General features: G+C 64.4%; 21 protein-coding genes. 18 read left to right on the top strand and 3 right to left on the bottom strand.

Annotated elements, in window-relative coordinates:
- Positions 1-39 precede the first annotated feature (39 nt).
- The 8 genes from LK434_RS04905 (at position 40) to LK434_RS04870 (ending at position 8,239) form a co-directional block, all read left to right on the top strand.
- Positions 40-927, top strand: coding sequence for a YitT family protein (locus LK434_RS04905; RefSeq protein ID WP_006720364.1), 888 nt, complete (start codon positions 40-42; stop codon positions 925-927).
- A 215-nt stretch (positions 928-1,142) separates the two neighbouring features.
- Positions 1,143-2,306: a cell division ATP-binding protein FtsE gene (gene ftsE, locus LK434_RS04900; RefSeq protein ID WP_227917885.1), complete on the top strand. Its 1,164-nt coding sequence runs from the start codon at positions 1,143-1,145 to the stop codon at positions 2,304-2,306.
- On the top strand, positions 2,293-3,240 hold the full coding sequence (gene ftsX, locus LK434_RS04895; protein WP_006720367.1) for a permease-like cell division protein FtsX: 948 nt from the start codon (positions 2,293-2,295) through the stop codon (positions 3,238-3,240). The genes ftsE and ftsX overlap by 14 nt, the downstream gene beginning before the upstream one ends.
- Before the next feature lie 355 nt (positions 3,241-3,595).
- Positions 3,596-5,773 carry a ribonuclease R family protein gene (locus LK434_RS04890; RefSeq protein ID WP_317134198.1) on the top strand — a complete coding sequence of 726 codons (2,178 nt, stop codon included), beginning with the start codon at positions 3,596-3,598 and terminating at the stop codon, positions 5,771-5,773.
- Between the two features lie 75 nt (positions 5,774-5,848).
- Complete coding sequence (locus tag LK434_RS04885) at positions 5,849-6,772, top strand: tetratricopeptide repeat protein (RefSeq protein ID WP_227917878.1); 924 nt, start codon at positions 5,849-5,851, stop codon at positions 6,770-6,772.
- A 2-nt stretch (positions 6,773-6,774) separates the two neighbouring features.
- A complete protein-coding gene (gene smpB, locus LK434_RS04880) occupies positions 6,775-7,260 on the top strand; it encodes an SsrA-binding protein SmpB (RefSeq protein WP_006720371.1) in 486 nt (161 codons plus the stop codon).
- A 180-nt stretch (positions 7,261-7,440) separates the two neighbouring features.
- Complete coding sequence (locus LK434_RS04875; RefSeq protein WP_006720372.1) at positions 7,441-7,950, top strand: flavin reductase family protein; 510 nt, start codon at positions 7,441-7,443, stop codon at positions 7,948-7,950.
- 151 nt (positions 7,951-8,101) lie between these two features.
- Positions 8,102-8,239, top strand: coding sequence for a rubredoxin-like domain-containing protein (locus LK434_RS04870; protein WP_006720373.1), 138 nt, complete (start codon positions 8,102-8,104; stop codon positions 8,237-8,239).
- A 959-nt stretch (positions 8,240-9,198) separates the two neighbouring features.
- On the opposite strand, the gene LK434_RS04865 is transcribed toward LK434_RS04870, so the two are convergent.
- A complete protein-coding gene (locus LK434_RS04865) occupies positions 9,199-10,188 on the bottom strand; it encodes a hypothetical protein (protein WP_006720375.1) in 990 nt (329 codons plus the stop codon).
- 821 nt (positions 10,189-11,009) lie between these two features.
- Complete coding sequence (locus tag LK434_RS04860; RefSeq protein ID WP_006720378.1) at positions 11,010-11,648, bottom strand: M48 family metallopeptidase; 639 nt, start codon at positions 11,646-11,648, stop codon at positions 11,010-11,012.
- A 312-nt stretch (positions 11,649-11,960) separates the two neighbouring features.
- On the opposite strand from LK434_RS04860, the gene LK434_RS04855 reads away from it, so the two are divergent.
- Together LK434_RS04855 and LK434_RS04850 are read left to right on the top strand one after the other, a co-directional pair.
- Positions 11,961-13,241, top strand: coding sequence for a uracil-xanthine permease family protein (locus tag LK434_RS04855; protein WP_006720379.1), 1,281 nt, complete (start codon positions 11,961-11,963; stop codon positions 13,239-13,241).
- Positions 13,242-13,370: 129 nt separating this feature from the next.
- Positions 13,371-13,799, top strand: a complete 429-nt coding sequence (locus LK434_RS04850; RefSeq protein WP_040360541.1) for an FKBP-type peptidyl-prolyl cis-trans isomerase — start codon at positions 13,371-13,373, stop codon at positions 13,797-13,799.
- 87 nt (positions 13,800-13,886) lie between these two features.
- On the opposite strand, the gene LK434_RS04845 is transcribed toward LK434_RS04850, so the two are convergent.
- Positions 13,887-15,671: a coiled-coil domain-containing protein gene (locus tag LK434_RS04845; protein WP_050754945.1), complete on the bottom strand. Its 1,785-nt coding sequence runs from the start codon at positions 15,669-15,671 to the stop codon at positions 13,887-13,889.
- Positions 15,672-16,236: 565 nt separating this feature from the next.
- On the opposite strand from LK434_RS04845, the gene LK434_RS04840 reads away from it, so the two are divergent.
- The 8 genes from LK434_RS04840 to LK434_RS04805 all read left to right on the top strand — a co-directional run bounded on the left by LK434_RS04840 (position 16,237) and on the right by LK434_RS04805 (position 24,283).
- Positions 16,237-17,037, top strand: coding sequence for an SDR family NAD(P)-dependent oxidoreductase (locus LK434_RS04840; protein WP_040360544.1), 801 nt, complete (start codon positions 16,237-16,239; stop codon positions 17,035-17,037).
- A 616-nt stretch (positions 17,038-17,653) separates the two neighbouring features.
- Entirely contained in the window at positions 17,654-18,112 is a 459-nt protein-coding gene (locus LK434_RS04835; RefSeq protein WP_006720387.1) for a hypothetical protein, read from the top strand.
- Positions 18,113-18,301: 189 nt separating this feature from the next.
- Positions 18,302-19,441, top strand: coding sequence for a tRNA guanosine(34) transglycosylase Tgt (tgt, locus tag LK434_RS04830; protein WP_040360545.1), 1,140 nt, complete (start codon positions 18,302-18,304; stop codon positions 19,439-19,441).
- 327 nt (positions 19,442-19,768) lie between these two features.
- Positions 19,769-20,464, top strand: coding sequence for a zinc metallopeptidase (locus tag LK434_RS04825; protein ID WP_040360546.1), 696 nt, complete (start codon positions 19,769-19,771; stop codon positions 20,462-20,464).
- Positions 20,465-20,543: 79 nt separating this feature from the next.
- A complete protein-coding gene (xseA, locus tag LK434_RS04820; protein WP_227917876.1) occupies positions 20,544-22,019 on the top strand; it encodes an exodeoxyribonuclease VII large subunit in 1,476 nt (491 codons plus the stop codon).
- 46 nt (positions 22,020-22,065) lie between these two features.
- Positions 22,066-22,332 carry an exodeoxyribonuclease VII small subunit gene (gene xseB / locus LK434_RS04815; protein ID WP_040360547.1) on the top strand — a complete coding sequence of 89 codons (267 nt, stop codon included), beginning with the start codon at positions 22,066-22,068 and terminating at the stop codon, positions 22,330-22,332.
- 133 nt (positions 22,333-22,465) lie between these two features.
- Positions 22,466-22,801: an HIT family protein gene (locus tag LK434_RS04810; protein ID WP_040360548.1), complete on the top strand. Its 336-nt coding sequence runs from the start codon at positions 22,466-22,468 to the stop codon at positions 22,799-22,801.
- 312 nt (positions 22,802-23,113) lie between these two features.
- On the top strand, positions 23,114-24,283 hold the full coding sequence (locus LK434_RS04805; protein WP_006720394.1) for an acetate/propionate family kinase: 1,170 nt from the start codon (positions 23,114-23,116) through the stop codon (positions 24,281-24,283).
- Positions 24,284-24,377 lie beyond the last annotated feature (94 nt).

The following is a 24,377-nucleotide window of genomic DNA, read 5'->3' as shown; positions in this document are numbered from 1 at the left end:
CTGGGCACATATAGGTGCCGCGTGGTCAAGAGGGGGCATATGGCACGGCGCATCGACATCAACCGCATCATCAAATCGCAATTCGTGCGCGATCTTCCGTTCATCATCGCGGGTTGCGCCATCGCCGGCTTCGCCACCGACGCCTTCATGGTTCCCAACGGCCTCGCCGCCGGCGGGCTGACCGGCCTGGCCACGATCATCGCCGAGCTTGGACGCCGCGTTGGCCTCAATTTGCCCGTTGGTCTGCAGACCATCGTCATGAACGCGCTGCTGATCCTGGTGGTCGTGCGCTCCGGTGGGCTCAAGTACGTTGTCCAGACCATCACCGGCTTTGTGTTGTTCGGCTTTTTCACCGACCTGTTCGCGCCGTTCGTGCTCCATGTCGGCCACAGCGACCTGATGCTCTCGGCCCTGTGGGGCGGTATCGTCTCGGGCATCGGCTACGGCCTGGTGTTTCGCTGCGGCGCCAACACCGGCGGCTCGGACACCATCGGCCAGATCATCGCGCGCAAGAGCTCGCTGCCGGTGGGCGCCACGGTGATGGCGATCGACGTGGCGGTGTGCGCCGCCTCCGCCCCCGTGTTCTCGCTGACGAACGCGCTGTACGCGGCGCTCGCCATGGTGGTCATGGGCTACGTGGTGGACGTGGTGGTGGACGGCGGCAACAGCCAGCGCGCGGCGTTCATCATCTCCGACGCGTACGAGGACATCGAGCACGACATCCTGCACGCCATGGACCGCGGCTGCACGCGCCTGTTGGCGCAGGGCTCGTGGACCAAGAAGGACCGTCCGGTCCTGTTCTTTGTGCTGAGCCGCCGGGAAATCTCCATCATCAAGACGATCGTGTACGAGCACGACGCCAACGCGATGCTCATCATCACCGACGTGAACGAGGCCATCGGCTACGGTTTCAAGTCGATCGGCTGACCTTCCGACCTCAAATTAGGGACTGTCCCTAATTTGAGGTCCTCATCTGAGGCAGAGCATGGGGCCGCAGCTCGTTGACACCTCAGATTAGTGCCCGTCCCTCATCTGAGGTGGCGGTGACGTGAGGGCTCCGCCGTGTTGCTTTGATGGTAGGGGCGCCATGTTGCTAAAATAGGTGAGTCTGTAGTTCAAACGCACGACTCTAAGGAGCTCTAGTGGGTAACCACTTCCGTACCCCCGGAGACGAGCAGGCCTCACCGCAGGTGCCGCAGGTCGATCCTGTGGGCGCCGCGCCCGCCGCGCCGTCAACGGACGTGCAGGATCGGTTGTTCGAGCAGCCCGTCCCGCAGAACATTCCCCAAACCGTCTTCGATGCACCGGCGGCGCCCGATGCGCTCGGGTCGCAGGTGTTCGCCGCCGCTCAGCAGGGCGAGGCCGCAGCCGCCCCGCAGCCGGCGGCCAACCCGCTGTTCAACGTGCCGTCGCCCGACGCGCCCAGCGCCGCGCCCGTGAGCGTTCCGTCCCCCGCGACGGCGCCCGCGCCCGCGGTCACGCCCGATCAGGCGGCCGAGGTGGCTTCCCTGGATGCCGCGCTCGCCAACAACCCGGACTTCACCACCGTGTTCGCACCGGTGGACGATTCCCGCGCCCGTCAGGCTCGCGAGGCCGGCGTCGAGCCCGTCATCCTCATGGAGCATGTCACCAAGATCTACCCGGCGCAGCCCAACAAGCCCGCCCTCGATGACGTCAACCTCGAGATCTACCCCGGCGAGTTCGTCTTCCTCGTCGGCCACTCGGGTTCCGGCAAGACCACGCTGCTCAACACCATGTTGCGCAACGTCAAGCCCACGAGCGGCCGCGTGATGGTCGCCGGCCAGGACCTCATGAAGATCAAGAACCGCAAGATCCCGTTCCTGCGCCGTCAGATCGGCGCGGTGTTCCAGGACTACAAGCTCCTGCCCAACCGCACCGCCTACGAGAACGTCGCCTTTGCCCTGCAGTGCATCGGCAAGCCCAAGGCCGTCATCAAGGCCCAGGTCCCCGAGGTACTGCGCCTGGTGGGCCTGGCAGAGCAGATGGACTCGCTGCCTGATCAGCTCTCCGGCGGCGAGCAGCAGCGCGTCTCCGTGGCCCGCGCCATGGTCAACCGCCCGCCGTTGCTCATCTGCGACGAGCCCACGGGCAACCTCGACCCCGCGATCTCGCTGGGCATCATGAAGCTCCTCGAGCGCATCAACCGTACCGGCACGACCGTGATCGTGGCCACGCATGACCGCGAGATGGTCGACTCCATGCACCGTCGCGTCATCGCCCTCGAGGGCGGCCGCGTGATCCGCGACCAGGAGAAGGGAGGCTACGGCAACTATGGCGCCTTCTAATTTCGGATATTCCATCAAAGAGGCCTTCCGCCACTTTTTCCGCAACTGGACGACGTCCTTCGGCGCCGTCATCACCATCTTCCTGTCGCTGTTCATCATCGGTTTGTTCATCATCGGATCGGTGCTGATCAACTCCGCCATCGGCACCGTCGAGGACCAGGTGACCATCCAGGCGTATATCTCCGATGAGGCTTCTGACGAGGATGTCGACGGCTATCGCGAGAAGCTCGAGGACATGGACAACGTCAAGAACGTCGAGTTCGTGAGCAAGGAGGAGGCGCTCGAGGAGTACAGCAGCTCCATCTCGAGCAACGCCGACGCGACGCTTTCCGCGCTCGACGGCCAGAACCCGCTGCCTCGCTCGTTCCGCATCGAGATGGAGGACCCGTCCCAGGTCGAGGCCATGGCCGACCAGATCAAGGCCGACTCCGACTTCCGCGACATCGTCGACGACGCTAACCCCGAGGTCGATGACAAGGACGCGGACGTCGCCGAGAACGTGCGGTACGGCCAGGAGGAAGTCAGCCGCCTGTTCCAGCTCACCAATTACATCCGCATCGCGGCTGTCGTGCTGGTTGCCCTGCTGACGTTCGTGGCGTTCATCTTCATCAACAACACGATTCGCCTTTCCATCACCGCCCGCCGCCGCGAGATCGCCATCATGCGCCTCGTCGGTGCGTCCAACGGCTTTATTCGCGGGCCCTTCATCACGGAGGGCGTGCTGCAGGCCATGATCGGCGCGCTTCTGTCCATTGGCGTGCTCGAGCTGTTCCGCAATCTGGTGGTTCCCAAGGTGGCGTCCAGCATCAGCTACATGAGCTTTGCGGTGCCCATGGAGGTCTACTATGCGACCTATGGCGCCCTGGTGCTGCTGGGCGTGATTATCGGCCTGTTCGGCTCTGCCATCGCGATGAGGCGCTACCTCAAGGTGTAGGCGCGAGTATCGGTCGATCCCATCGGAAGCCCCTGGGTGTTTCCACGCAAACGTCCTCGGAAGGCGAGTTTCGCTCGACCTCCTGCGGAATGTTTGCTGAGGAAACACCCAGGGGTTTCCTGCTCTTGCGATGCTGCGCACGTAGGGAGAATGTGCAAACGCCGATTGCGCTGCTGTTCGTGGAGAGAGCCCTGTGAACGGTGTGTGGGGCAAAGCGGGTATAACAGACGAAATCGCGTCTAAAGGGGGCGCATCAGCATGAGTACGAAAGGATTGCATGGGTAGAGGTAGGGGTTCGAAGAGCGGACGGCGTGGGCCTGCGCGGTCTCGTCGATTGCCGGGGTTGACGGGAACGGTGCGGGTGTACGATGCGCGCGCCGAGGTCGAGACCGCTGAGGGCGTCTACCGGCTGGGAGCGCGCTCGATGCGCGAGGCTATGCCGGGGGACCGCGTGTATGTGAGCCTGCATCGGGGTCGCGGAGGCCAGCGCCGTGCCGTGGTCGAGCATGTCATCGATCGCGCGGTCGCCGCCATCGTGGGCGTGTTCGCACCTGCGGGACCCTTGGGTGCGGTCTGCCCGCTCGATGCGCGCATCAAGCAGGATTTCTTCGTACTGCCCAGCGACGATTCCCCAGCGCGCCTTGGCGTGGAGCCCGGCGACATCGTGTCCGCGCGCATCGTCGAGTACCCGTCTCGCACGGAGTCGGGCGTGGTCACGCTGGAGCGCCGCATCGGCGACGCGAATGAGCCGAGCCTGGGTATCGAGTGCATCATGGCCCGTTACGGTTTGGCGGACGGGTATCCGCAGGCGGCGATTGACGAGGCTGAGACGCTGTGCGTCGATGTCGATGAGGCGCTCAAGGACCCCTTGCGTCGCGATATCCGCGATCGCTTTTTGCTGACCATCGATCCGGTTGACGCGCGCGACTTCGACGACGCCATTTCGGTCGCGCGCACGGTGCGCGGCGGCTGGATGCTCGGTGTGCACATTGCCGACGTTTCGCATTATGTGGCTTGGGAGAGTGCCGTCGACCTTGAGGCGCGTCGCCGTTCGACCTCGGTCTACCTGGCCGATCGCGTGTTGCCCATGTTGCCCGAGCGGCTCTGCAACGATCTGTGCTCACTGCGCCCTCAAGAGGACCGACTGGCGGTCACGGTCGACATCGAGCTTGACGCGCAGGGGCGCGTGCGCGCGTACGAGGCGTACCCGAGCGTGATTCGCTCACGTGTGCGCATGGATTACGGTGCCGCCGATGCGTTGCTTGCGGGGGCTTGCGAGCCCCAGGGTGCAGAGAAAGGGACGGCCGGGCGTTCAGACAGCTCAGACACTGCTGTCGATGTGATGCGCGAGGACGCTCGCACGGCACAGGGCGCGGATGAGGGCGCCGCGCGGCATGTCAGCGACACGGGTGGCGCGGTTGGTGCGCCGGAAGAGAATCGGCACGCGGATGAGGCGACCCTGCGGCGCGCTGCCGAAGCCGCCCACACTGCCCGTCAATGCGGCGTCGACCTCGTTCAGTTCCTTAAGAACGCAGATGCGCTGGCGAGCGCTCGCAGGGAGATCCGCCGCAAGCGCGGGTCGATCGACTTCGAGACGCCCGAGGTCCACGTGCTTTTGGATGACGCCGGCCTGCCTGTCGACATCGTCACGCGCGAGCGCAGTGCCGCCACCAGTTTGGTCGAGGAGGCCATGCTGCTCGCCAACGAATGCGTGGCGGAGTTCATTTCCGACCGCGATCTTACGGCAGCGTATCGCGTGCATGAGGAGCCCTCTCCCGACACGCTCGCCGCGGCGGCAAAGACGCTCGCGGAGCTCGGCGCGATCGATGGAGGCTTGGCGGTCGGCATCATGGCGGGGGAGCCGCGCGCCATGGCGGCCGCCGTCGCCGACGCCCATGGCACGCCCTATGCGCCCTTGGTGAACGCGCTGTTGCTGCGCGCGCAGCAGCGGGCGGTCTACCGTTCCGAGAACGGCGGGCATTACGCGCTGGGCGCCCGCGCCTACTGTCACTTCACAAGCCCCATCCGCCGGTATCCCGACCTCATCGTCCATCGCGTGCTCAAGGTGGCGCTCGCAAAGCGCGATCTCGGCAAGCGCCAGGCCGCTCAGCGCGCGCCGCAGCTGATAGGCACGGGCGCTCAGTCTCTTGTGCAGATCTGTCCGCAGCTGTGCCGTCAGGCGAGTGCCCTTGAGCGCGATGCCGACGCCGCGGCGAGCGCCTCCCAAAAGGTCAAGGTCGCGCAGTATTTCGCGGGGCGCATGGGCGAGCGCTACACCGGGTCGATCTCGTGGATCTCGGACATGGGCGCGTTCGTGCGTTTGGATGGAACGGGGGCCGAGGGCTTGGTGCGCATGGCTTCGCTCGGCAACGAGTGGTGGGACTACGACGATATCCGCCTTCGGCTGGTGGGCGAGTCGACCGGCACGGTGATCGAGCTCGGCCAGCGCGTGGTGGTTGAGGTCGTCGGCGTCAACGTGTTGCGCGGGCATCTCGACTTCAAGCTCATCCACGTCGAAGGCGCGGTTCGATAGCCCGCCCTGTACGTCGTTCTTGCCGGCAGCGCTTCTGCGCTACACTGGAGTTTCGACTCTATTTAGGAGGACACCATGGATATGCCCATCGCGGCCCACGACATCGATTACGCGGAGGACCTGCTTGCCGAGGGCGAGCTCGAGACCGCTCGCGTGCTTCTTGAAGAGCTCGCCGCCGAGGCGGGGGAGTACGCCGACACCGCCTGTATCGCCACCGATGCCCGCCAGTGGTTCAGCTTCGCCAGCCCGTTCGAGCGCTTGGCATACCGGCGGGTCGAGCGCGACCCGCGTGAGCTCACGCAGCTCGAGACGCCGTTCGACCGGCTGTACGCTGCCCTCGCATACGTGTACATCCAAAAGGGCGAGTACGAGAGCGCGCGCGATGCGCTCAAGCAGGCGGTTCGCTGGAACCCCATGAACTGCGCGCATCGCCTGAACCTCGCCGAGGTGTTCCGCGCGCTCGGCAACACGCAGGAGTGGGCGGCGCTTTCCGCCTCGGTGCTCGAGCGGGCCGCAACGCCCCAGGCGCTCGCCCGCGCGTTTGCGAACCTCGGCCAGTTCTTCCTTGCCGCAGAAAAGCCGCTTGTCGCCGAGGGCTGCCGTCGTGCCGCCATTCGCGCCTGCGCGGACGATCCTGCGGCCACCGCGCTCGCCGCACAGATCGACGGTGAGCATCCTGAGCTCGCCGACCGCTCAGATGCCGAGGTGAACGGTGCGGTCGAGGCCGAGGGCCTGGCGACGGGCGCCAATGCCGAGATCGCCGTGTGCCTGCTCATGTGCGCCACAGACGCCGCCGCCGAGGGCGACCGCAACGAGGCGACGCGGCTCACGCTGCTCGCCCGCGACTTGATCGGCGCCCCGGCGTGCGAGGCGCTCATTCGCCTGATTCGCGAGTCCGATGCCGAGCTCGCGCAGGCTGCGGGGGCGGCTCGCGGCGCGGGCGACGGTTCCGATGGCACTGGCGACCCTATCGCCGCATCCGAGACGGGGGAGGAGTAGCCATGGCCGGTTTTGCGCCCAAGCCCCGCAAGGAGAAAAAGCTCATCGCCAAGAACCGCTCAGCGCATCACGAGTACTTCATCGACGAGACGTTCGAATGCGGTCTCGAGCTCGCCGGAACCGAGGTGCGCAGCCTTCGCGAGCGCGCCTGCCAGATCACGGACTCCTTCGCCCTCATCCGCAACGGAGAGTGCTGGCTGTACAACGTGCATATCCATCCGTATTCCAACGGCTCGATTTTCAACCGCGACCCCGACCGTCGCCGCAAGCTCCTGCTGCACCGCAAGCAGATCGACTATCTCGACGGCAAGCTCCGCACGCGCGGCGTGGCGCTCGTCCCGCTTGAGCTGTATTTCAACGAAGACGGGCGCGTCAAGCTCCTGCTCGGCCTCGGCCGCGGCAAGAAACTTTACGACAAGCGCGAGGATATGGCAAAGCGCGATATGCAGCGCGAGATCGACCGAGCGCTCAAGCAACGCAGCCGCTAGGCCGTAGTTGCCAGGGGTGCAGTACGGCCGCCAAGGGGCACAATGTTCCCTGGGCGAGGCGCCTTGGCGCCGACTGAGTTACGACGAGTCCGGTGGGAGCGGATTCTCATCGGACTTGAAAGATGGGTCGCCCACCAGCCTCGTGTTGGGGCGTGGGCGCTCTGAGAAAGGGGAGTATGTATGGCGATCGATTCCACGGCGATGTTCTCGATGAGTTACGGCCTGTACGTCGTTTCGTCCGAAGCCGATGGCCTCAAGGCGGGCTGCGTGGTCAACACGGCGGTTCAGGTCACGGCGGAGCCCATTCGCATGAGCGTCGCGGTCCACAAGGACAACGTGACTGCACGCGTCATCAAGGAGGCGGGCACCTTTGCGGTGACCGCGCTCGATCAGACGGCGGACATGCCCTATATCGGCAATTTTGGATTCCGCACCAGCGACACCTACGACAAGTTCGAGAAGTACCAGGCGGCCGTGTCGGAGACGGGCTCCCCGTATTGCCCGGAGCACGCGTGCGCGATGTACGCCTGTAGGCTCATCGATACGGTCGACGTGGGCACGCATTACCTGTTCGTGGGCGAGGTCGTGCAGGCCGAGCGCCTTTCGGACGAGCCCCCGCTCACGTATGCCTACTATCACAGCACGCTCAAGGGCAAGACGCCGCCCAAGGCGAGCTCGTACCAAGCGTAAGCGTTCTTTTGCGTCGGGCCGCTTGCTAATAGGAATGTATTCCGGTAACATATAATTCAGAGACGGGGTGATTCTGAGCCCGTTCCTGTTTGTCTGGAACGTAAGTCGGGTATACTCACCCTACGTTCATTCGCCTGTGAAAGGAGCCATCATGGCTGACAAGACCTACAAGTTCGTTTGCCTTGTGTGCGGCTACGAGGTCGAGGTTGACACCCCCGAGCTGCCCGAGGATTACGTCTGCCCGCTGTGCGGCGTTGGCCCGGACCAGTTCGAGCTCGTCGAGGAGTAGCGCGCGCATAGCGCTCGACTGCGCATCAAGTTGTTTGAGAGAGAGGTGCTTCTTCGGAGGCGCCTCTTCTTTTATGTCCCGCGGCCGGCGTCGAACCCGCGGTCCCGCGGTCGATGCTGAATCCGCGGCTTCGCGGTTAACGTTGACCCCGCGGCTCTATGATCGACGTCGACCCGCCTACGGCTGGCGTTGAACCTGCGGCTCTACGGTCGACGTCGACCCGCCCACGGCCGACGCTGAAACTGCGGCGTCGAGGCTGACGTTGAGCCCACGGCTGACGTTGAACCTGCGGCACCACGATCGACGTCGACCCGCCCACGGCTGACGTTGAGCTCACGGCTCCACGGGCGATGCTGAACCCGTGCACTCATGGTTTTCCGGAATACCGGGAAACGTAGGCGCGCCGGGGCACCTTCGATGTGATAGGGGTTTTCGGTGCGTCCAGAATTTTTATTTACGTCCAGATTTTTTCGGTGAACCCAGAGATTAGCGGCGCAACTAGAGATCTTCGGTGCACTCAGCGATTCTCGGTGCACTTTTAGACCATTTTTGAAGTGTGGAATGGTTGCCAGGTGCATCGAAGTTTCTACAAGTGCACCGAATATCTGCAAATGCATCGAGTTTCTGGAAGTGCATCGAGTTTCGACACAAACACTGGGCTTCGGTCAGTGCGCTGAGTTTCTGCACATACACCGAGCTTCGATAAGTGCGCTGAGTTCCTGCACATGCACCGAGTCCCTGCTTTCTTCACCCGATTTAGCAGGGATGTTAGCGGGGGTGTTGTATTCGGCGGATTTGCTCGTTCCTATTCGCCTCTCTAACCAGATAGGGGTTTCAGACGGTGGTTTCTTTAACCAGGCGGAAGCTTTTTTAACAAGGCAGACGCTTCTTTAACTATCTGGAGGGTTCTTTATTGAGCAGGGGTTACTGGCTAGAGGGCTCTTTATTTGTGTGGCTCACTAGCTAGAAGTTTCCTTATTGAGTGGGACCCCTGCTGTGGAGAGTAGCCGAAAGAGGTAGTCGGCATCGAGAGCCTGCGCAAAAGAAAGCCGCAGAATGGTCGCTCCTGTTAGGTTGAGGTGGGACTCTCGTAGCCTTTCGGCCCTCATGGTCCGAACAGCTTGATAAACAGAGGGCTCTTCATGCGTTCTCGCGTTTGTGGATAGATACTTTGAAAGCCCATCGAGTTCGACGAGTATGTACCTGCCATTTGGAAGTCTCCATCCCATGTCTGAGCGCTTCGGTGCTCCCGGATTCATGGGGTCCTCGATTTCTATTTGAAGTTCGGGTGTTTGGAACCCGAGTTCGATGATTGCCGCACGGACAATGGACTCCCCGCCGTTTTCGCTCCTACCGTCTGCGTAGGCCAGTGTTTGCCGCGCCTGTCGGATGCCGCGCCTGCCTTTTCCATGATCGGCGAAGTGGCGGGCCAGCTTTTCATGCGTCGTCAAATGGTAGTGCAGCGCCGAATCGACGATTGCCAGACCATAGCGAAACCCGGTTGCGCATAGGCAATCGAGCAGCGTCTGCAAAAGGCAGGTGCAGGGCATTCCATCGGTGATGACGCGAGATCCGCCGTGATCGGTGTGGCATGCAATGTGCCCTGGATTTTTGCGGCGGCTCTCCGTTGGCGAGATCGCAATATGAACGGGGGCGAGTAGCGCCCGGGGAACCTGGAGTCCATGCGCCACGGCGGCGGAAAATGAGCAGAACGTCCAGTTTGGGTGAAGGGCGTGTATGGCCTTGAGCGTCATGCGGGCTTTGGCGCGCGGGTTGAGCTTGTTGTACGGCTCGGCAAGGGCGTATGCGCCGGGATAAGGCATGCATACCGTCCCTTTGGTGACGCGACGGTCCAGGCGCCGTTTTTCCGGTGTGTCTGCGGGGAGCAAGAGACATGCGTGCCGCGTTGCGAGCTCGAGTTTTAAATCGGTGGCGCTCTTGGTCTCCATGGTTGCCCCTTGTCTACAGCAAATGGTTGAGGCGACCATAGCGATGACGTGCCAGGCAGACATCGCTGTTTCTCTGACAAAAGCCTGACATTGCTGCTAGTTGGATGGAGATGCTTCACAACCCACAATAACAACACGGCTTGCGCGCCGTTCGACTTGCACGCCGCTCGACATGTGCGCCACTCGGCTTGCGCGCTGTTCGGTCCGTACGCTACTCGGCTTGCACGTTGCTCGACGGAGTTCTTGCGACGGAGCGCGCTTGGCGCAAGGGGGGCGATGTTGCCGGTCGGTGCATCTCCATTCACGGCACTTTGCGCCTAAGGCACCACCATTCAGTGAATGCAGCGCGTAATGCATGCCCATTTGGGGCATTGAGCACTTGGCTCCCGGGCATCACGCGATGTCGTCCCCGGACGCAGTGGAATCTTCGACGCACTTTGAGATTTTCAGTGCACCCAGGGATCTTCGGTGCGCTCGGGAATCTTCGGTGCACCCGGGAATCTTCAGTGCGCGTATTAACCATATCTCGGATGGAAAATGGTTGACAGGTGCACTGAGTTCTAGGAAATGCATCGAGTTTCGTTAGGTGCATCGAGTCTCAGGAAGCGCACCGAGTTTCGTTAGGTGCACTGAGTCTCAGGAAGTGCATCGGGTTTCGGTGGGCGCATCGGGCTCCGAAGAGGGTGGCGCAGCGAAGCTCGGTGCGCATCGACACTCAGAGCATATCGGCATTCAGAGCATATCGACGCTCGGGAGGTGCATCGAGTGCCAGCACGGTACATCACGCGAGCTTGGATGCTGTAGGGACATCGTGCGTCCGGCTATTCGGCTGCGGGGCGCTTGAGGAGCTGTGAGACGCGGCGATTCTCGGGGTAGAACTCGTCGAGCAGGGCGTGGAACCGTGCGTTGTGGCTGGGCTCCAGCAGGTGGACGAGCTCGTGCGCCACCACGAACTCGAGGCATTCGGGAGGGTAGGCGGCGAGTCGAGCGTTGATGCGAATCGCGCCCGTTTTGGGCGTGCACGACCCCCAGCGCGTCTTCATGATGCGCACACTCCAACGTGAAGCTTGGACACCGATGCGCCGTTCCATGCGCGCGGACACGTCGGGAAGGGCGCCTTGCGTTTCGACTCGATACCGTGCATCGAGCGCTGCTTGGTCGGTGAGGTTGGAATTGCGGGGGATGAGGCTACCCCAGAGGGGGATGAGTTCCGGCATGTTGGGGGTAAGGCATTGGGGCTCGCGTGCCTGCGCGCGGATAACGCGCTCCGCAATCCAGGCGGCCTTTCGATCGAGAAACGCCTGGGCGTACGCGGACGGCGTGCGCAGGGGAATGCTGAGCGTGACCGTGCCGTCCGAGCGCACGCGCAGGTTGAGGTTCTTCACGCGCTTGCGGGTGACCTCGATGGGAATCTCGAGCCCATCGATGTTCAGGGCGAGGATGAACGGGGCGGCGTTCATGCGCGAGGGCTCCTTTCGAGGCTGATTGAAGCGGGCGAAGCGTTTCGGACGGCGTTGGGGGAATGCCCAGGGCTGTCGATGTGGTTGTGGTGACGCCTGGAATTGCCGGAGGGGCGGATGCGCCTTCGACACCAACCGCAGGGGGACGGCGCGGTGGCACGAGAGCCGCTGGTACCAGAGTCAGCCGGCATGGCCGAGCGGCCTGCAGCGAGGGCTGCCTTAGCGAACCGTTCCGGTTTGCGCGCTGTCATTCCGCTCATGCACGTTACACGGTACCATAGACCGAATTGCATCCAACAGAAAGGACCGCCTATGAGCCACCGCGAACGCGAGGTCATCGGCGTCGACGACCGGGTTTCTCCCGCTCGCGCCATCCCGCTGGGCATCCAGCACATGATGAGCATGTTCGGCTCCACGGTGCTCGTGCCCGTGTTGACCGGCCTCGACCCCAATGTCGCCATCATGTGCTCGGGTATCGGCACCATTTGCTACCTGCTCGTGACCGGCAACAAGATTCCCAGCTACTTGGGCAGCTCGTTCGCCTTCATCAGCCCCATCCTCGCGGTGGGCGCCACGCGCGGCCTCGACGCCGCCATGTCCGGCGTAATCGTCGCGGGCGCGGTGTTCCTGGCGGTGGCGGGCATCATCAAGCTCGTCGGCACGGGCTGGCTCGACCGCTTGCTGCCGCCGGTGCTCGTCGCCTCCGTCATGGTTGTCATCGGCGTGGGCCTTTCCGCCACCGCGGCCAACATGGCCTTTATGGGCACCGATGCCGCGGGTGCCTCGGTCTTCAATCCGCAGGGCGCCATCGTGGCCGCCATCACCCTGCTCGCGGCGGTGATCTTCTCCGGGCGCGGCGGCATCGTGGGCACGGTGCCGGTTCTGCTCGCCATCATCGTGGGATATGCGGTCGCGTGCGTGTTCGGCATGGTGGATTTCGCCCCGATCGCCCAGGCCGCGTGGATCGGCCTGCCCAGTATCAGCTTCCCGAAGTTCGACATGGGCGCCATCGCGCTCATCGCGCCCGTCGCCGTGGTGACGGTCATCGAGCATATCGGCCACCTGCTCGCGGTCGGCGAGATCGTCGACAAGGACTATCGCCCGCTGCTGCCGCGCTCCCTTGCAGGCGACGGCCTGTCCACCATGATCTCGGGCTTCCTCGGCGGTCCTCCCACCACCACGTACGCCGAGAACATCGGCGTCATGAGCGTGACGCGCGTCTACTCCACCCAGATCTTCTGGTACGCGGGCGGCTTCGCGCTCATCGTCGGCGGCTTGTGCCCCAAGCTCGCCGCGCTCATCAATTCCATCCCCAGTCCGGTCATGGGCGGCGTGTGCCTGTTGCTGTTCGGCCTCATCGCGTCAAACGGCCTGCGCATGCTCGTGTCCAATCGTGTCGATTTCGACGTCAACCGCAACCTCATGATCGCCTCGGTGGTCATCATCTTGGGCGTGGGCATGGAGACCTCCGGCATCGCCATCCCGCTGGGTGACTACACCCTGCCCGGCATGGCCACCTCTACCCTCGTGGGCATCATCTTGAATCTGGTGCTCCCGCCGGAGAAGAAGGGCGAGGCGGAGGCGCAGGCATAATCTCGCCCGTGCTCGGGTATAGTGGTTCCACGTGCCGGCGTTCGCCATGCGGCCCACGTCGGCGATGGTCATGCCTTGTCGCCGAAACGTCGGCTTCGAGGCCCACAACGATTTTGAAAGAGGATGCACATGTCCAACCAGGGTAAGACGGTCAAGGCCCACTACCGCGGCACGCTCGACGACGGCACCCAGTTCGATTCCAGTTACGATCGCGGCGAGCCCATCGAGTTCGTGGCCGGCGCCGGTCAGATGATCAAGGGCTTTGACGCCGCCGTGCTCGACATGGAGGTGGGCGAGAAGAAGACCGTCCACATCCCCGCCGCCGAGGCCTACGGTGAGCGCAGCGAGGACATGATTCTCTTCTTCCCGGCCGATCAGGTGCCCGAGTTCGACAAGATCGAGGCTGGCATGAAGCTCTTCCTGCAGGGCCCCGGCGGCATGCCCGTCCCCGCGACGGTTGTCGAGGTCTCGCCCGAGGGTATCAAGCTCGACGCCAACCACGAGCTCGCCGGCTGCGACCTCAACTTCGACATCGAGCTCGTCGAGGTCGCCGAGTAACGGGGTGCCCCCGCCATCGCACATGAAAAATCCGGCCTCCCACGCCACATGGCGTTGGGAGGCCGGATTTTTGCGTACGGCGACACGCTATTGCGCGATGTACGTCCAGACGAACATGAGCAGGACGGTCAGCGCGATGCCCGCCACTGCGAGCGTGAGGCGCACGCGGGCGCCTCGTGTGCGCTCGCGCACTGCCTGCTCGGCGCCGGCGAGCTGCTCGACCTCGACGACGCGCTCCTCGCGCTCGGCGCGATCCGCCTCGAGCGCGTTGACGAGCGCGGCGGTCGCCTCGGGGTGCGCATGGATGTCGTTCGCCTCGTCGATGGCAGCTTGGGCGGCATCGACCCTCGCTTGGGCATCCTGCGTCGCGCGCTCCTGCGCTTTGGCGGCCTTCTCTCCTTCGGAAATCGTGCCGCGGAGCTCCTTTTGCCGCTTCTCGGCATCCTCCCGCGCCTCGCCGTAGGCGTCGCGAGCTCGGTCTGCGGCCGCGGCGACGGTGTTGAACGCCTCTTTTGCCGTGGCGATCGGGCGTTCCGCCTCGTCGACGGCGGCGCGCGCCTTGTCGATCGCCGTTTGCGTTTCCTGCTCGATGCGCGGGACGTCGCTCTTGGCGTTACGGAGCGCCTCGGTCGCATCGGAGATCTCGTCCTCCAGCTCGCGCTTGCGCACGGAGTATCCTGCCGGGTTGGCGGACGGGTTCTTCTGGATCTCTGCATATTCGGAGTTCAACGTGGCGAGATGCGCCTCCGCGCTGGTCACCGCCTGGTGCGCCGCGGCAACGCCCTCGCTCTGCTCCTTGATGGTGCGCTCGAGGTTGGCCTGCGCGTCGTCGAGCCTGCGTTGCAGGCGGCGCCCGGATTCGCGCGCCGAGCGCTCCTTGTCCTCCGCTGCCTCGAGGGCCGTTTTGAGGCGGCGCTCGGTTGTCGCGTCCTCCTCGCGCATGTCCTCGAGCTGCTTTTTGAGTTCAGCGAGTTTGGCGAGGAACTTTTCGCGCTGCTGCGTGGCGGATGCCTGGTTCTTGCGGGCGGCGTTCTTGCGGGCGGACTCCTCGGCGATGATCTCGTCGTAGCGCGCCGCTATGTCGCGACGGTGCTCAAGCTCGGCTTCGCGCGAGGCGATGGTGTTGTCCAGGCGTTCGAGTTCGTCGCGGGCCGCGGCATGCGCGCGGTGCGCGGCGTTCACTTCCTTCATGCTCGTCACGCCTTCGGAAAAGAGCGCGCTGACCGTACGTGCCGCGCCCGCAATGCCGGAGGCTCCCGTCTGGTCGTCGGGCTTGGGCTCGATTGCCTCGGGTGACTGGTTGTTTTGCCCAGGTCCTGCCTCGACGAGGTCACTAGGCGGATTGTTCCGTGTGGGCTCGAGTTCGGGATCGGTGCCCGTGCCGTCGCCCTCTTCGGGGGTGGGGATGCCACGTGCCCGGCCGTCTCCATTTGGGCCGGCGACGCTGCTCATCTCGTCGCTCCGCTGAAGGTCGAGGACGCCGCCCGTTTGGGAATCCTGTTCGAGCTCGATGGAGCCGCCAAGTGGGAGGTGGCCGGCGTAGCCGACTTGGGGGTTTGTGGCGCTATCGGCCTGGAGACCGGCGCCACTATCGGCTTGAAGGCCTGTGGCGGCTTCGGCCTGGAGATCGGCGCCGCTGCCGGCTTGGCGATTGGCGCCGCTGCCGGCTTGGAGGCCTGTGACGCTATCGGTTTGAAGGCCTGTTGCGTCTTCGACTTGGAGACCGGCGGCATCTTCGGCTTGGCGATTGTCGGCGTCTTCGGCTTGGAGATAGGCAGTGCCGGCGGGTCGGTCGATTGTCGGCGGCTCAAGGCCGCTCTTTTGCTCATCGCACGTCACGGTATCTTGTTGCGTGTTCTCAAGTTCGCTCATGGCGCTCCTTTCGCACGCGGGCATTGCCCGGTAAGTGTTTACATCCCGGTAAGTGTTTGCATCTATCATACGGCTGCGCCAAAGGATCGGGTGCGATGTCGCGCGGTCCCAACTTGTTTTACGCATGCGTTGCGTGGGGCTCGTTGGCGTGTTTGCCGTCCGTGCCCGACTTCCTCGCCTTCTCATCCTCGGCTCTGCTTGACATGCCTCAGCGGTGCTCTCGTCCGGCACCCCCGCAACCCCTTCCGTCGCACCTACAACCCGCAGCCCCACCCCGCCGTGCCCGCAGCTTCGCCCGCCGCAGCCCTATCCGCTGCGCTCTCAACGCCAATCCCGTCTGCCGTCACAGCGCCTTCCGCCGTGTCCGTTACGCCCGCCCCCTCTCGGCTCACTCGCCCGCACACCGCCTCCCGCCGCTCGCTTGCCCGCATCCCGGCAAGGGCGGATAGGGGGCCGTTGGTCGACCGGTACCCGACCGTCGCGTTATGCGTCGGCGGCGTTGGGTATCGTGGAGTTAACAGTGCGCGCAATCAGCTGCGCGCTGACGGTGAGAAAGGAGAGCATCGTGGGACTCTTTACTGGCAAGACGGTCATCGTTACGGGTGGCGGCAAGGCGACGCTCAAGGACGGGTCTGCCGGCTCGATTGGCTACGGCATCGACATCGCGTTCGCCAAGGAGGGCGCGAACCTCGTGATTACCGGCCGCAACGTCGCAAAGCTCGAGGCGGCCAAGGAGTCGCTTGAGGCGGAGTACGGCATCAAGGTCCTGCCCGTGGCGGCCGATGTCTCCGCTGGCCAGGACAACGAGGCCGTCGTGCAGCACGTGGTCGATGAGGCCATCGCGACGTTCGGCCGCATCGACGCGCTGGTGAACAACGCGCAGGCGTCCGCCTCCGGCGTCACCATCGCCGATCACACCATGGAGCAGTTCGATCTGGCCATGTACTCCGGCCTGTACGCCACGTTCCTGTACATGCAGAAGTGCTATCCGCACCTCAAGGAGACCCGTGGCTCCGTGGTGAACTTCGCCTCCGGCGCCGGGCTGTTCGGCAACTACGGACAGTGCTCGTACGCCGCCGCCAAGGAGGGCATCCGTGGTCTGACCCGCGTCGCCGCCAACGAGTGGGGCGCCGACGGCATCAACGTCAACATCGTGTGCCCGCTCGCCTGGACGGCTCAGCTCGAGAACTTCCAGACCGCCTATCCCGAGGCCTTCGAGGCCAATGTCCACATGCCGCCGGCGGGTCATTACGGCGACGTCGAGACCGAGATCGGCCGTGTGGTCGTCCAGCTCTGCGGCCCGGACTTCAAGTATATGAACGGTGAGACCCTCACCCTCGAGGGCGGCATGGGCCAGCGTCCCTAGGTTTCCTCGGGTGCCGTACCTTCGCGCTCAATCGTCGTCCACGTGCGTTGGCACGTCTCGATTCTCTTTCGCGCGAATCTGCGGCACCTGAGAAACTCTCGGTCTCCCTTGGTGTCGTTCAGTAAGCTGAGGATTTCACGGCTCGCCATTTGCATTCGGTGGATGGCGAGCCATTTTTTTGCCGTTGCGGGGCGTTACTTCGCAAATGCGCGGATAAAACTCGGGGAGCCGGAGTATGGCTTTTGCTCATGAGTCAACTACCTGCGCTTTTCTCTATTGCCTCCCGCGTTCTACTGGGCAGTCTCGAATTTATCCGCGCATTTGCGTAATTTCGCGCACTTGGGACGGGATCTGCCCTTGTTGGATTTGAGAAGCGCGCCACGACATGGCGGTTGGCACCATCAGGTAGCGTTGTGATACGTGCGTGGGGTTATCTGGAGTGGCGGGGTTTTGGCGGCTGACCCCGTCAGGTGGTGTCGTGACGCGTGCAGCGCGCCCGTCCGACGATTGTTGAACGTAAAAATGTTCAGATGTAAAAAGGCTTGGACAGACAAATGGGTCTCGGGCAACGTTAGAATTGCCCCGTAACGTACACCGGCGCAGGGGGAGGAGTTCCATGGCACGCCAGGAAATAGAGATCGATGAGGCGCTTGGAGCGGTTGAGGATGCCTTGGAATGCCTCGACGCGGCGGCGCGCGACCTCAAGAGTGCCGGCAACTGGGGATGGTTCGACATCTTTGGCGGCGGCTTCCTTACCTCCATGCTCAAGCACGGCAAGATGGAGACGGCTCAGCGACATCTCTCCGCGGCTCAGGCGGCGCTGGGCCGCTTGGCGGACGAACTGAACGACGTTGAGGGCTTCGCAGGTCTCGGTCCCGATGTGGGCGACTTCCTTCTCGCTGCGGATTGGCTGTTCGACAACGCCTTTATGGACGCCATGGTCCAACAGCGGATCATCGAGTCGCAAAAACGTGTTGAACAGGCGATTGCCCAGTGCGAGCAGGTACGCGACCAGCTCCTCGCCCTCAAGCGCCCCAACCGCGGTGCGCACAACGGCCTGCCGGGCGCGGAGTAGGGGAGTTGTGCCTCGCATGGTGTTCCGGCTCATTTTCCGTCGCATCACCTGCAACGCGCATCGCGATAGTACAATAGGCGCCTGTTGAAACGCGCAGCTTGGGGATACGCCCCGCGCGAGATTCCGCGCCGGGACCCGTGCGGTCGGCGTGCCGAGCGCGCGAGGTGCTGGATGGCCGAGGAGCCGCATATGGATCAGTCCCTGTTTAAATACGAGATCGTCGCCGAGGATCCCAAGACGCACGCGCGCGCGGGCGTCCTGCATACGCCGCACGGCGACATCGAGACCCCCATTTTCATGCCCGTGGGCACCAAGGCCAACGTCAAGGGCATCCCCACCGAGACGGTCAAGGACCTGGGCGCCCAGATCGTGCTCGCCAACACCTACCACCTGGCCATGCGCCCCGGTGCGGACACCATCGCCGAGCTCGGCGGCCTGCATACTTTCATGAACTGGCATGGCCCTATCCTCACGGATTCCGGCGGCTTCCAGATCTTCTCCCACTCCGACGCCGTCAAGCTCACTGACGAGAGCGTGCGCTTCATTGCTACCGACTACGACGGCTCCCATGTGTTCTGGACGCCCGAGGACAACATGGACATCGCCATGAAACTCGGTAGCGACATCTGCATGCAGCTCGACCAGTGCCCGGGCTACCCCGCCACGCGCAAGTTCGTGGAGCGCGCCGTCGAGCTCTCCAGCATATGGGCCGAGCGCTGCTACAAGGCGCACACCCGCGATGACCAGGCGCTGTTCGGCATCGTGCAGGGCGGCATGCACCTGGACCTGCGCCTGCGCTCGCTCAAGCACCTCGAGGAGATCGGCGACTTCCCCGGCTACGGCATCGGCGGCTATTCTGTGGGCGAGCCCCACGAGGTCATGTTCGAGACGCTTGAGCCACTCGTGTCCGAGCACATGCCGCGCCTCAAGCCTCGCTACCTCATGGGCGTGGGCAACCCCACCACGCTCGTGCGCGGCGTGGGTTGCGGCATCGACATGTTCGACTGCGTTCTGCCCACGCGTACCGGCCGCATGGGCACCGCGTTCTCGAGTCAGGGTCGCATGAACCTCAAGAATGCCAAGTTTGCCAAGGACCCGCGTCCCATCGACGAGAAGTGCACGTGCCCAGTGTGCACGGGCGGGTACTCGCGCGCGCTTATTCGCCACATGGTCACGCAAAAGGAGATGCTCGGCGGCATCCTGCTGTCCCAGCACAACATCTACTTCCTGCTCGACCTCATGCGTCGCGCCCGTCAGGCGATCATCGACGGCCGCTATGCCGAGTTCCAGGCCGAGTGGATGGCGAGCGAGGGCGCCGCGGACTTCTAAGCTAAGGGGTTCGGGCGAAGGGTGCCCCGTGCGTTGTGCGCGTGCAGGCGCTGTGCGCACGGTGCGTGTGAAGGCGATGCGCCCCGTGCGTGTGGACGTTGTGCGCACGGCGCATGCGGATGTGATGTGCCTTGTGCGCGAAGGCGATGTGCTCTGCGTGTGCGAGTACTGTGCGCCCCGCGTGTGCGCGGGCGTTGCGCGCGCTGCGTGTCGCCGCAACCCGATTCGGACAGTGTGCTCGAAGTGTCCCGACGCATGTCGGGGCACTTCTTTTTTGGGTACAAGGTATGCCATGTGTATCGTGGCGCATCTTGAAAGGAACCGCGCATGCCTTACTACGGTTATGGATTTGGATTCGACCCTGCATATATGCTGCTCGTCCTGGTGTCGACGGTCATCGGCCTCGCGGCGCAGGGCTATATCAACTCGACGTACCGCACGTGGAGCCGCGTGCCCGCCTCCGGCGCGACCGGAGCCGACGTGGCGCGTCGCATGCTCGACGCCAACGGCTGCCAAGTGGTGGACATCAAGCGCGTGAACGGCCACTTGACCGACCATTATGACCCGCGCGACAACAGTCTGCACCTTTCGAGCGAGAACCTGACGGGCGGCTCGGTGGCGAGTGTCGCCGTCGCGTGCCACGAGGCCGGTCACGCCGCGCAGAAGGCGCATGGCTACGCCATGATGAAGGTCCGCACTGCGCTCGTGCCCGTGGTTAACTTCACCCAGAACACCTGGATGCTCGTCCTTATGCTCGGCCTGTTCATGAACATCGCCGGCCTCACCACGCTCGCCATCGTGTTCTTCGCGTTCTCCGTGGTGTTCCAGCTCGTCACGCTCCCCGTCGAGATCGATGCGAGCCGTCGCGCCGTCGCGTACATCGAGCAGTCCGGCATGGGCGAGGTCGACGTGCGCGGCGCCAAGAAGGTGCTCACCGCCGCGGCGCTCACCTACGTCGCCGCGGCCCTCACGAGTATCTTGCAGCTGCTGTACCTGCTCGCCCGCACGAACGATGACCGGTAGGTGCGTGCAAATGTTTTGTCCGGACGGCGCGATACGATAGGCAAACCAAGAATGACGAGGTAGGAGAGGGGGACTGCTCTTGAACGTTTGGAACCTGACGGCCGAAAAGCCGCCGGCGCCCCCGAGCGCCGCGGGCGAGGATGACGCCCTGTCCGTCTCGCAGGCGGCGGAGCTTGCGGCGGGCGCCCTGCACGGGGTGCCCAAGATCACGGTGCTCGGCGAGGTCACGGGGTTTCGCGGCCCCAACGCGCGCAGCGGGCACTGCTATTTCCAAATCAAGGACGAATCGGCGGCGCTCGACTGCATCGTGTGGAAGGGCACCTACGACAAGCGCGCCTTCGATTTGCGCGACGGGCTGCAGGTGCTGTTCACCGGCACGTTCGATCTTTACAAGCCCACGGGGAAGATGAGCTTCAAGGCGAGCTCGTTCACGCTGGCGGGTGAGGGCTTGCTGCGCCAGCAGGTGGCGCAGCTCGCGGAGCGGCTGCGACGCGAGGGGCTCATGGAGCCCGAGCGCAAACGGCGCATTCCGGTGTTCTGCACCCGAGTGGCGGTCGTCACCTCGCTGTCCGGCGCGGTCGTCAACGACGTGAAACGCACGCTGCGCCGGCGCAACCCGCTCGTCGAGGTCATCTGCGTGGGGGCGAAGGTGCAGGGCGAAGGTGCCCCGGCTGAGCTCATCGAGGGCCTGCGCCGCGCGGCCGCCATCACACCCGCGCCCGACTGCATCCTGCTCGTGCGCGGTGGCGGGTCGTTCGAGGACCTCATGACGTTCAATGACGAGGAGCTTGCCCGCGCCGTCGCAGCGTGTCCCGTCCCCGTGGTGACGGGCATAGGACACGAGCCCGACAACTCGATCTGCGACATGGTGAGCGATCGCCGTTGCTCAACGCCCACGGCGGCCGCGGAGTCGGTGGCGCCCGAGTTTGCGGAGCTAGTGAACGTGCTGGATATGCGCGAGCAGCGTCTGCAGCGCTCGCTGTCCGCGATCACCTCATCCGCGGCGGCCGATTTGGATGGCCGGGCGGCGCGTCTCGGTCGCGCGACGTCCGCGCTCCTCGGGCGCTTCTCGTTGGCGATCGAGGGCTATGCGTCGCGTCCCTGCCTGGCGGACCCCGCGCATGTAGTCGACCGTCGGCGCGCCGAGCTGGCGCAGACATCCGATCGGTTCGCCCAAGCGTGCGATCGCTCCCTGGAGCGCCATGCGGCCTCCCTGGAGCGCATGGCCCCGCGCCTGGTCGGGAGCACGACGGGCCTTGCACGCAAGCGGCACGCCCTCGACCTGGCGACGTCGCAGTTGCGCGCCACGGGTCCTCGGCTGCTGAGCGCGCCGCTCGCGAGCCTGGGGCGCAGCGCGGCGGCGCTCGACGCGCTCTCGCCCCTCAAGGTGCTCGCGCGCGGCTACTCGATCGCCTACGACGGCGATGGGCGCGTGGCGACCTCTGCGGGGTCCTTCGCCCCCGGCGATGGCCTGCGCGTGCGCATGGCCGATGGCGACGTGCGCGCCCGGGTGGACGAGGTGTCGCTCGCCCCGCGGCCCGGTCGCGACGATTGATGGACATGACCGCCGCACCATGCGGCGCGTGAGTAAGGAGAACAACATGGCAGAACGCAAGAACGTCGAGGAGCTCACCTACAAGGAGGCCTCCACCGAGCTCGAGCTCATCATTCGCAGCTTGGAGTCCGGCGACATGGAGTTGGAGGAGTCGCTCGAGAGCTACACCCGCGGCGTTGAGCTCCTCAAGAGCCTGCGCGGACGTTTGGCCGATGCGGAGCAGAAGGTCTCCGTGCTGCTGCAGGACGTCGACGGCACCGATCAGTTGGTCCCCGGCGAGCCCGCCAGCGACGCCGACGCCCTCAACCTTTAGCCCTCAATCTGCAAGATGGGCATGAGGGGCCGGGTCCCCTCTGCGCATCCGGTGCGATAATCAAGTTGAATGGCGACGGCTCAGGGGCATCGCGTCCCGGAGCCGTTGGGAACGATTGAGAGGAACCCCCCCCATGTCCGGCTGCATCTTCTGCAAGATCGCCTCGCACGAGATCCCGTCCACCGTGGTCTACGAGGACGACCTGGTCATCGCATTCGACGACCTCAACCCGCAGGCGCCCGTGCACACGCTGGTGATCCCCAAGGCGCATTACGAGAACATCATCGACGGCGTTCCCGCCGAGACGCTCGCGGCCACGATGCACGCCGTCGCCGAGGTCGCCCGCATCAAGGGCCTCGATGAGGGCTTCCGCGTCATCTCGAACAAGGGCGAGGCGGCGGGGCAGACCGTCATGCACGTCCACCTGCACGTCCTCGGCGGCAAGCCGTTGGGCGAGGGCCTCGTATAGCGGCGCCGTCGGTTCCGTTCGGAGGCGCCGGCCTCATCCCGGTGCAGGGGCATCGCCTGTCCGGAGCAGAGGCGATGGCCCCGTCCGGCGCCATCGGCCCCGTGCGGCATCGTTGCCCTCATTGACCGGCGCCGCTTTCGTCCGCAGGCGGTCGCGTCTCGATTTCACGCCAGCCGCTCCGACCTCATACCGGCTTCACGCCGCGCGGCCGCCCCGCGTTTCGCACCGGGGGCGCTTTCGCGCTATGATAAGAGCAATGTTTCGACCCGCGCGCCGGAGTGCTCCGTCGTGCGCCAATTTCTAGGGAGTGCCATGAACGTCCTCGTTCTCAACGCAGGTAGCTCGAGCCTCAAGTTCCAGCTCATGAACACCAAGACTCGCGAGATCTTCACCAAGGGCAACTGCGAGAAGATCGGCCTGGAGGAGGGCATTTTCGGCCACAGCGAGGGTGGCGAGAAGGTCAAGGAGACCGTCGTCCTGCCCGATCACGGCACCGCCGTCCGCATGGTCATCGACCTCATCAACGAGCACGGCTTCGAGATGGACGCCATCGGCCACCGCATCGTCCAGGGCGGCTGGCACTTCACCGATTCCGCGCTCGTCGACGATGACGTGCTCGCCAAGATCTACGAGGTCGCCCCGCTCGCCCCGTTGCACAACTACGCGGAGGCGGGCGTCATCGAGTTCTGCCGCGAGGCCTACCCGAGCATCCCCAACGTCGCGGTGTTCGACACCTCCTTCCACATGGGCATGCCCGAGATGTCCTACACCTATCCGCTGCCCAAGGAGGTCCGCGAGAAGTACCATGTGCGCAAGTACGGCGCCCACGGCACGAGCCACCGCTACGAGTGGAAGACCGCCAAGGAGATGCTCGGCGACCGCTGCCACCGCCTGCTGTCCTGCCATCTGGGCAACGGCAGCTCCCTGTGCGCCATCGAGGACGGCGTCTGCCGCGACACCACGATGGGCCTCACGCCGCTCGACGGCCTCATGATGGGCACCCGCTGCGGCTCCATCGACCCCGCCACCGTGTGCTACCTGCAGCGCGTGGGCGGCTACACGGCCGACGAGGTCGACACCATGATGAACAAGCAGTCCGGCATCCTGGCCATGTATGAGAAGACCAGCGATGCCCGCGATATCCGCGAGGCCGCCCTCAAGGGCGACGAGAAGGCGCTGTTCACGCTCGACCTGTTCGCGTACAAGGCGATGCTGCACTCCGGCTCCATGATCTTCTCCATGGCCGGCGTGGACACCATCACCTTCGCCGGCGGCATCGGCGAGAACGACTGGGCCACCCGTCAGGCGTTCTGCGAGTTCTTCGAGTGGCTCGGCGTCCGCGTCGACCGCGCCAAGAACAAGGAGTGCGTGGGCGGCAAGGGCGGCGTGATCTCCGCCGCCGGCTCCAGCGTGACCGTCGTGGTCATCCCCACGGACGAGGAGTATATGATTTCGCTGGACGTCGAGCGCCTCGCCAAGTAGCGCCGACTCGCTGATGCCGACTCGCTAGCGCCGGCTCGCCATTTCAGGCGGCGGCGACTTACAGCTACCTGAGCAAAGCGGCCTCTCAACGCGA

This window comes from Collinsella stercoris DSM 13279, assembly GCF_020735465.1.
GTDB lineage: Bacteria > Actinomycetota > Coriobacteriia > Coriobacteriales > Coriobacteriaceae > Collinsella > Collinsella stercoris.
The sequence above is the reverse complement of the archived record's forward strand: the minus strand, read 5'-3'. Positions and strand labels throughout refer to the sequence as shown.

Excerpts from the sequence above, each read along its gene's own strand:
- LK434_RS04835 (WP_006720387.1), top strand. The coding sequence starts at position 17,654 with ATGGCACGCCAGGAAATAGAGATCGATGAGGCGCTTGGAGCGGTTGAG.
- LK434_RS04845 (WP_050754945.1), bottom strand. The coding sequence starts at position 15,671 with ATGAGCGAACTTGAGAACACGCAACAAGATACCGTGACGTGCGATGAG.
- LK434_RS04875 (WP_006720372.1), top strand. The coding sequence starts at position 7,441 with ATGGCGATCGATTCCACGGCGATGTTCTCGATGAGTTACGGCCTGTAC.
- LK434_RS04855 (WP_006720379.1), top strand. The coding sequence starts at position 11,961 with ATGAGCCACCGCGAACGCGAGGTCATCGGCGTCGACGACCGGGTTTCT.
- LK434_RS04865 (WP_006720375.1), bottom strand. The coding sequence starts at position 10,188 with ATGGAGACCAAGAGCGCCACCGATTTAAAACTCGAGCTCGCAACGCGG.
- smpB (WP_006720371.1), top strand. The coding sequence starts at position 6,775 with ATGGCCGGTTTTGCGCCCAAGCCCCGCAAGGAGAAAAAGCTCATCGCC.
- LK434_RS04825 (WP_040360546.1), top strand. The coding sequence starts at position 19,769 with ATGCCTTACTACGGTTATGGATTTGGATTCGACCCTGCATATATGCTG.
- LK434_RS04810 (WP_040360548.1), top strand. The coding sequence starts at position 22,466 with ATGTCCGGCTGCATCTTCTGCAAGATCGCCTCGCACGAGATCCCGTCC.
- xseB (WP_040360547.1), top strand. The coding sequence starts at position 22,066 with ATGGCAGAACGCAAGAACGTCGAGGAGCTCACCTACAAGGAGGCCTCC.
- LK434_RS04870 (WP_006720373.1), top strand. The coding sequence starts at position 8,102 with ATGGCTGACAAGACCTACAAGTTCGTTTGCCTTGTGTGCGGCTACGAG.
- LK434_RS04860 (WP_006720378.1), bottom strand. The coding sequence starts at position 11,648 with ATGAACGCCGCCCCGTTCATCCTCGCCCTGAACATCGATGGGCTCGAG.
- LK434_RS04850 (WP_040360541.1), top strand. The coding sequence starts at position 13,371 with ATGTCCAACCAGGGTAAGACGGTCAAGGCCCACTACCGCGGCACGCTC.
- tgt (WP_040360545.1), top strand. The coding sequence starts at position 18,302 with ATGGATCAGTCCCTGTTTAAATACGAGATCGTCGCCGAGGATCCCAAG.
- LK434_RS04905 (WP_006720364.1), top strand. The coding sequence starts at position 40 with ATGGCACGGCGCATCGACATCAACCGCATCATCAAATCGCAATTCGTG.
- LK434_RS04885 (WP_227917878.1), top strand. The coding sequence starts at position 5,849 with ATGGATATGCCCATCGCGGCCCACGACATCGATTACGCGGAGGACCTG.
- LK434_RS04805 (WP_006720394.1), top strand. The coding sequence starts at position 23,114 with ATGAACGTCCTCGTTCTCAACGCAGGTAGCTCGAGCCTCAAGTTCCAG.
- ftsX (WP_006720367.1), top strand. The coding sequence starts at position 2,293 with ATGGCGCCTTCTAATTTCGGATATTCCATCAAAGAGGCCTTCCGCCAC.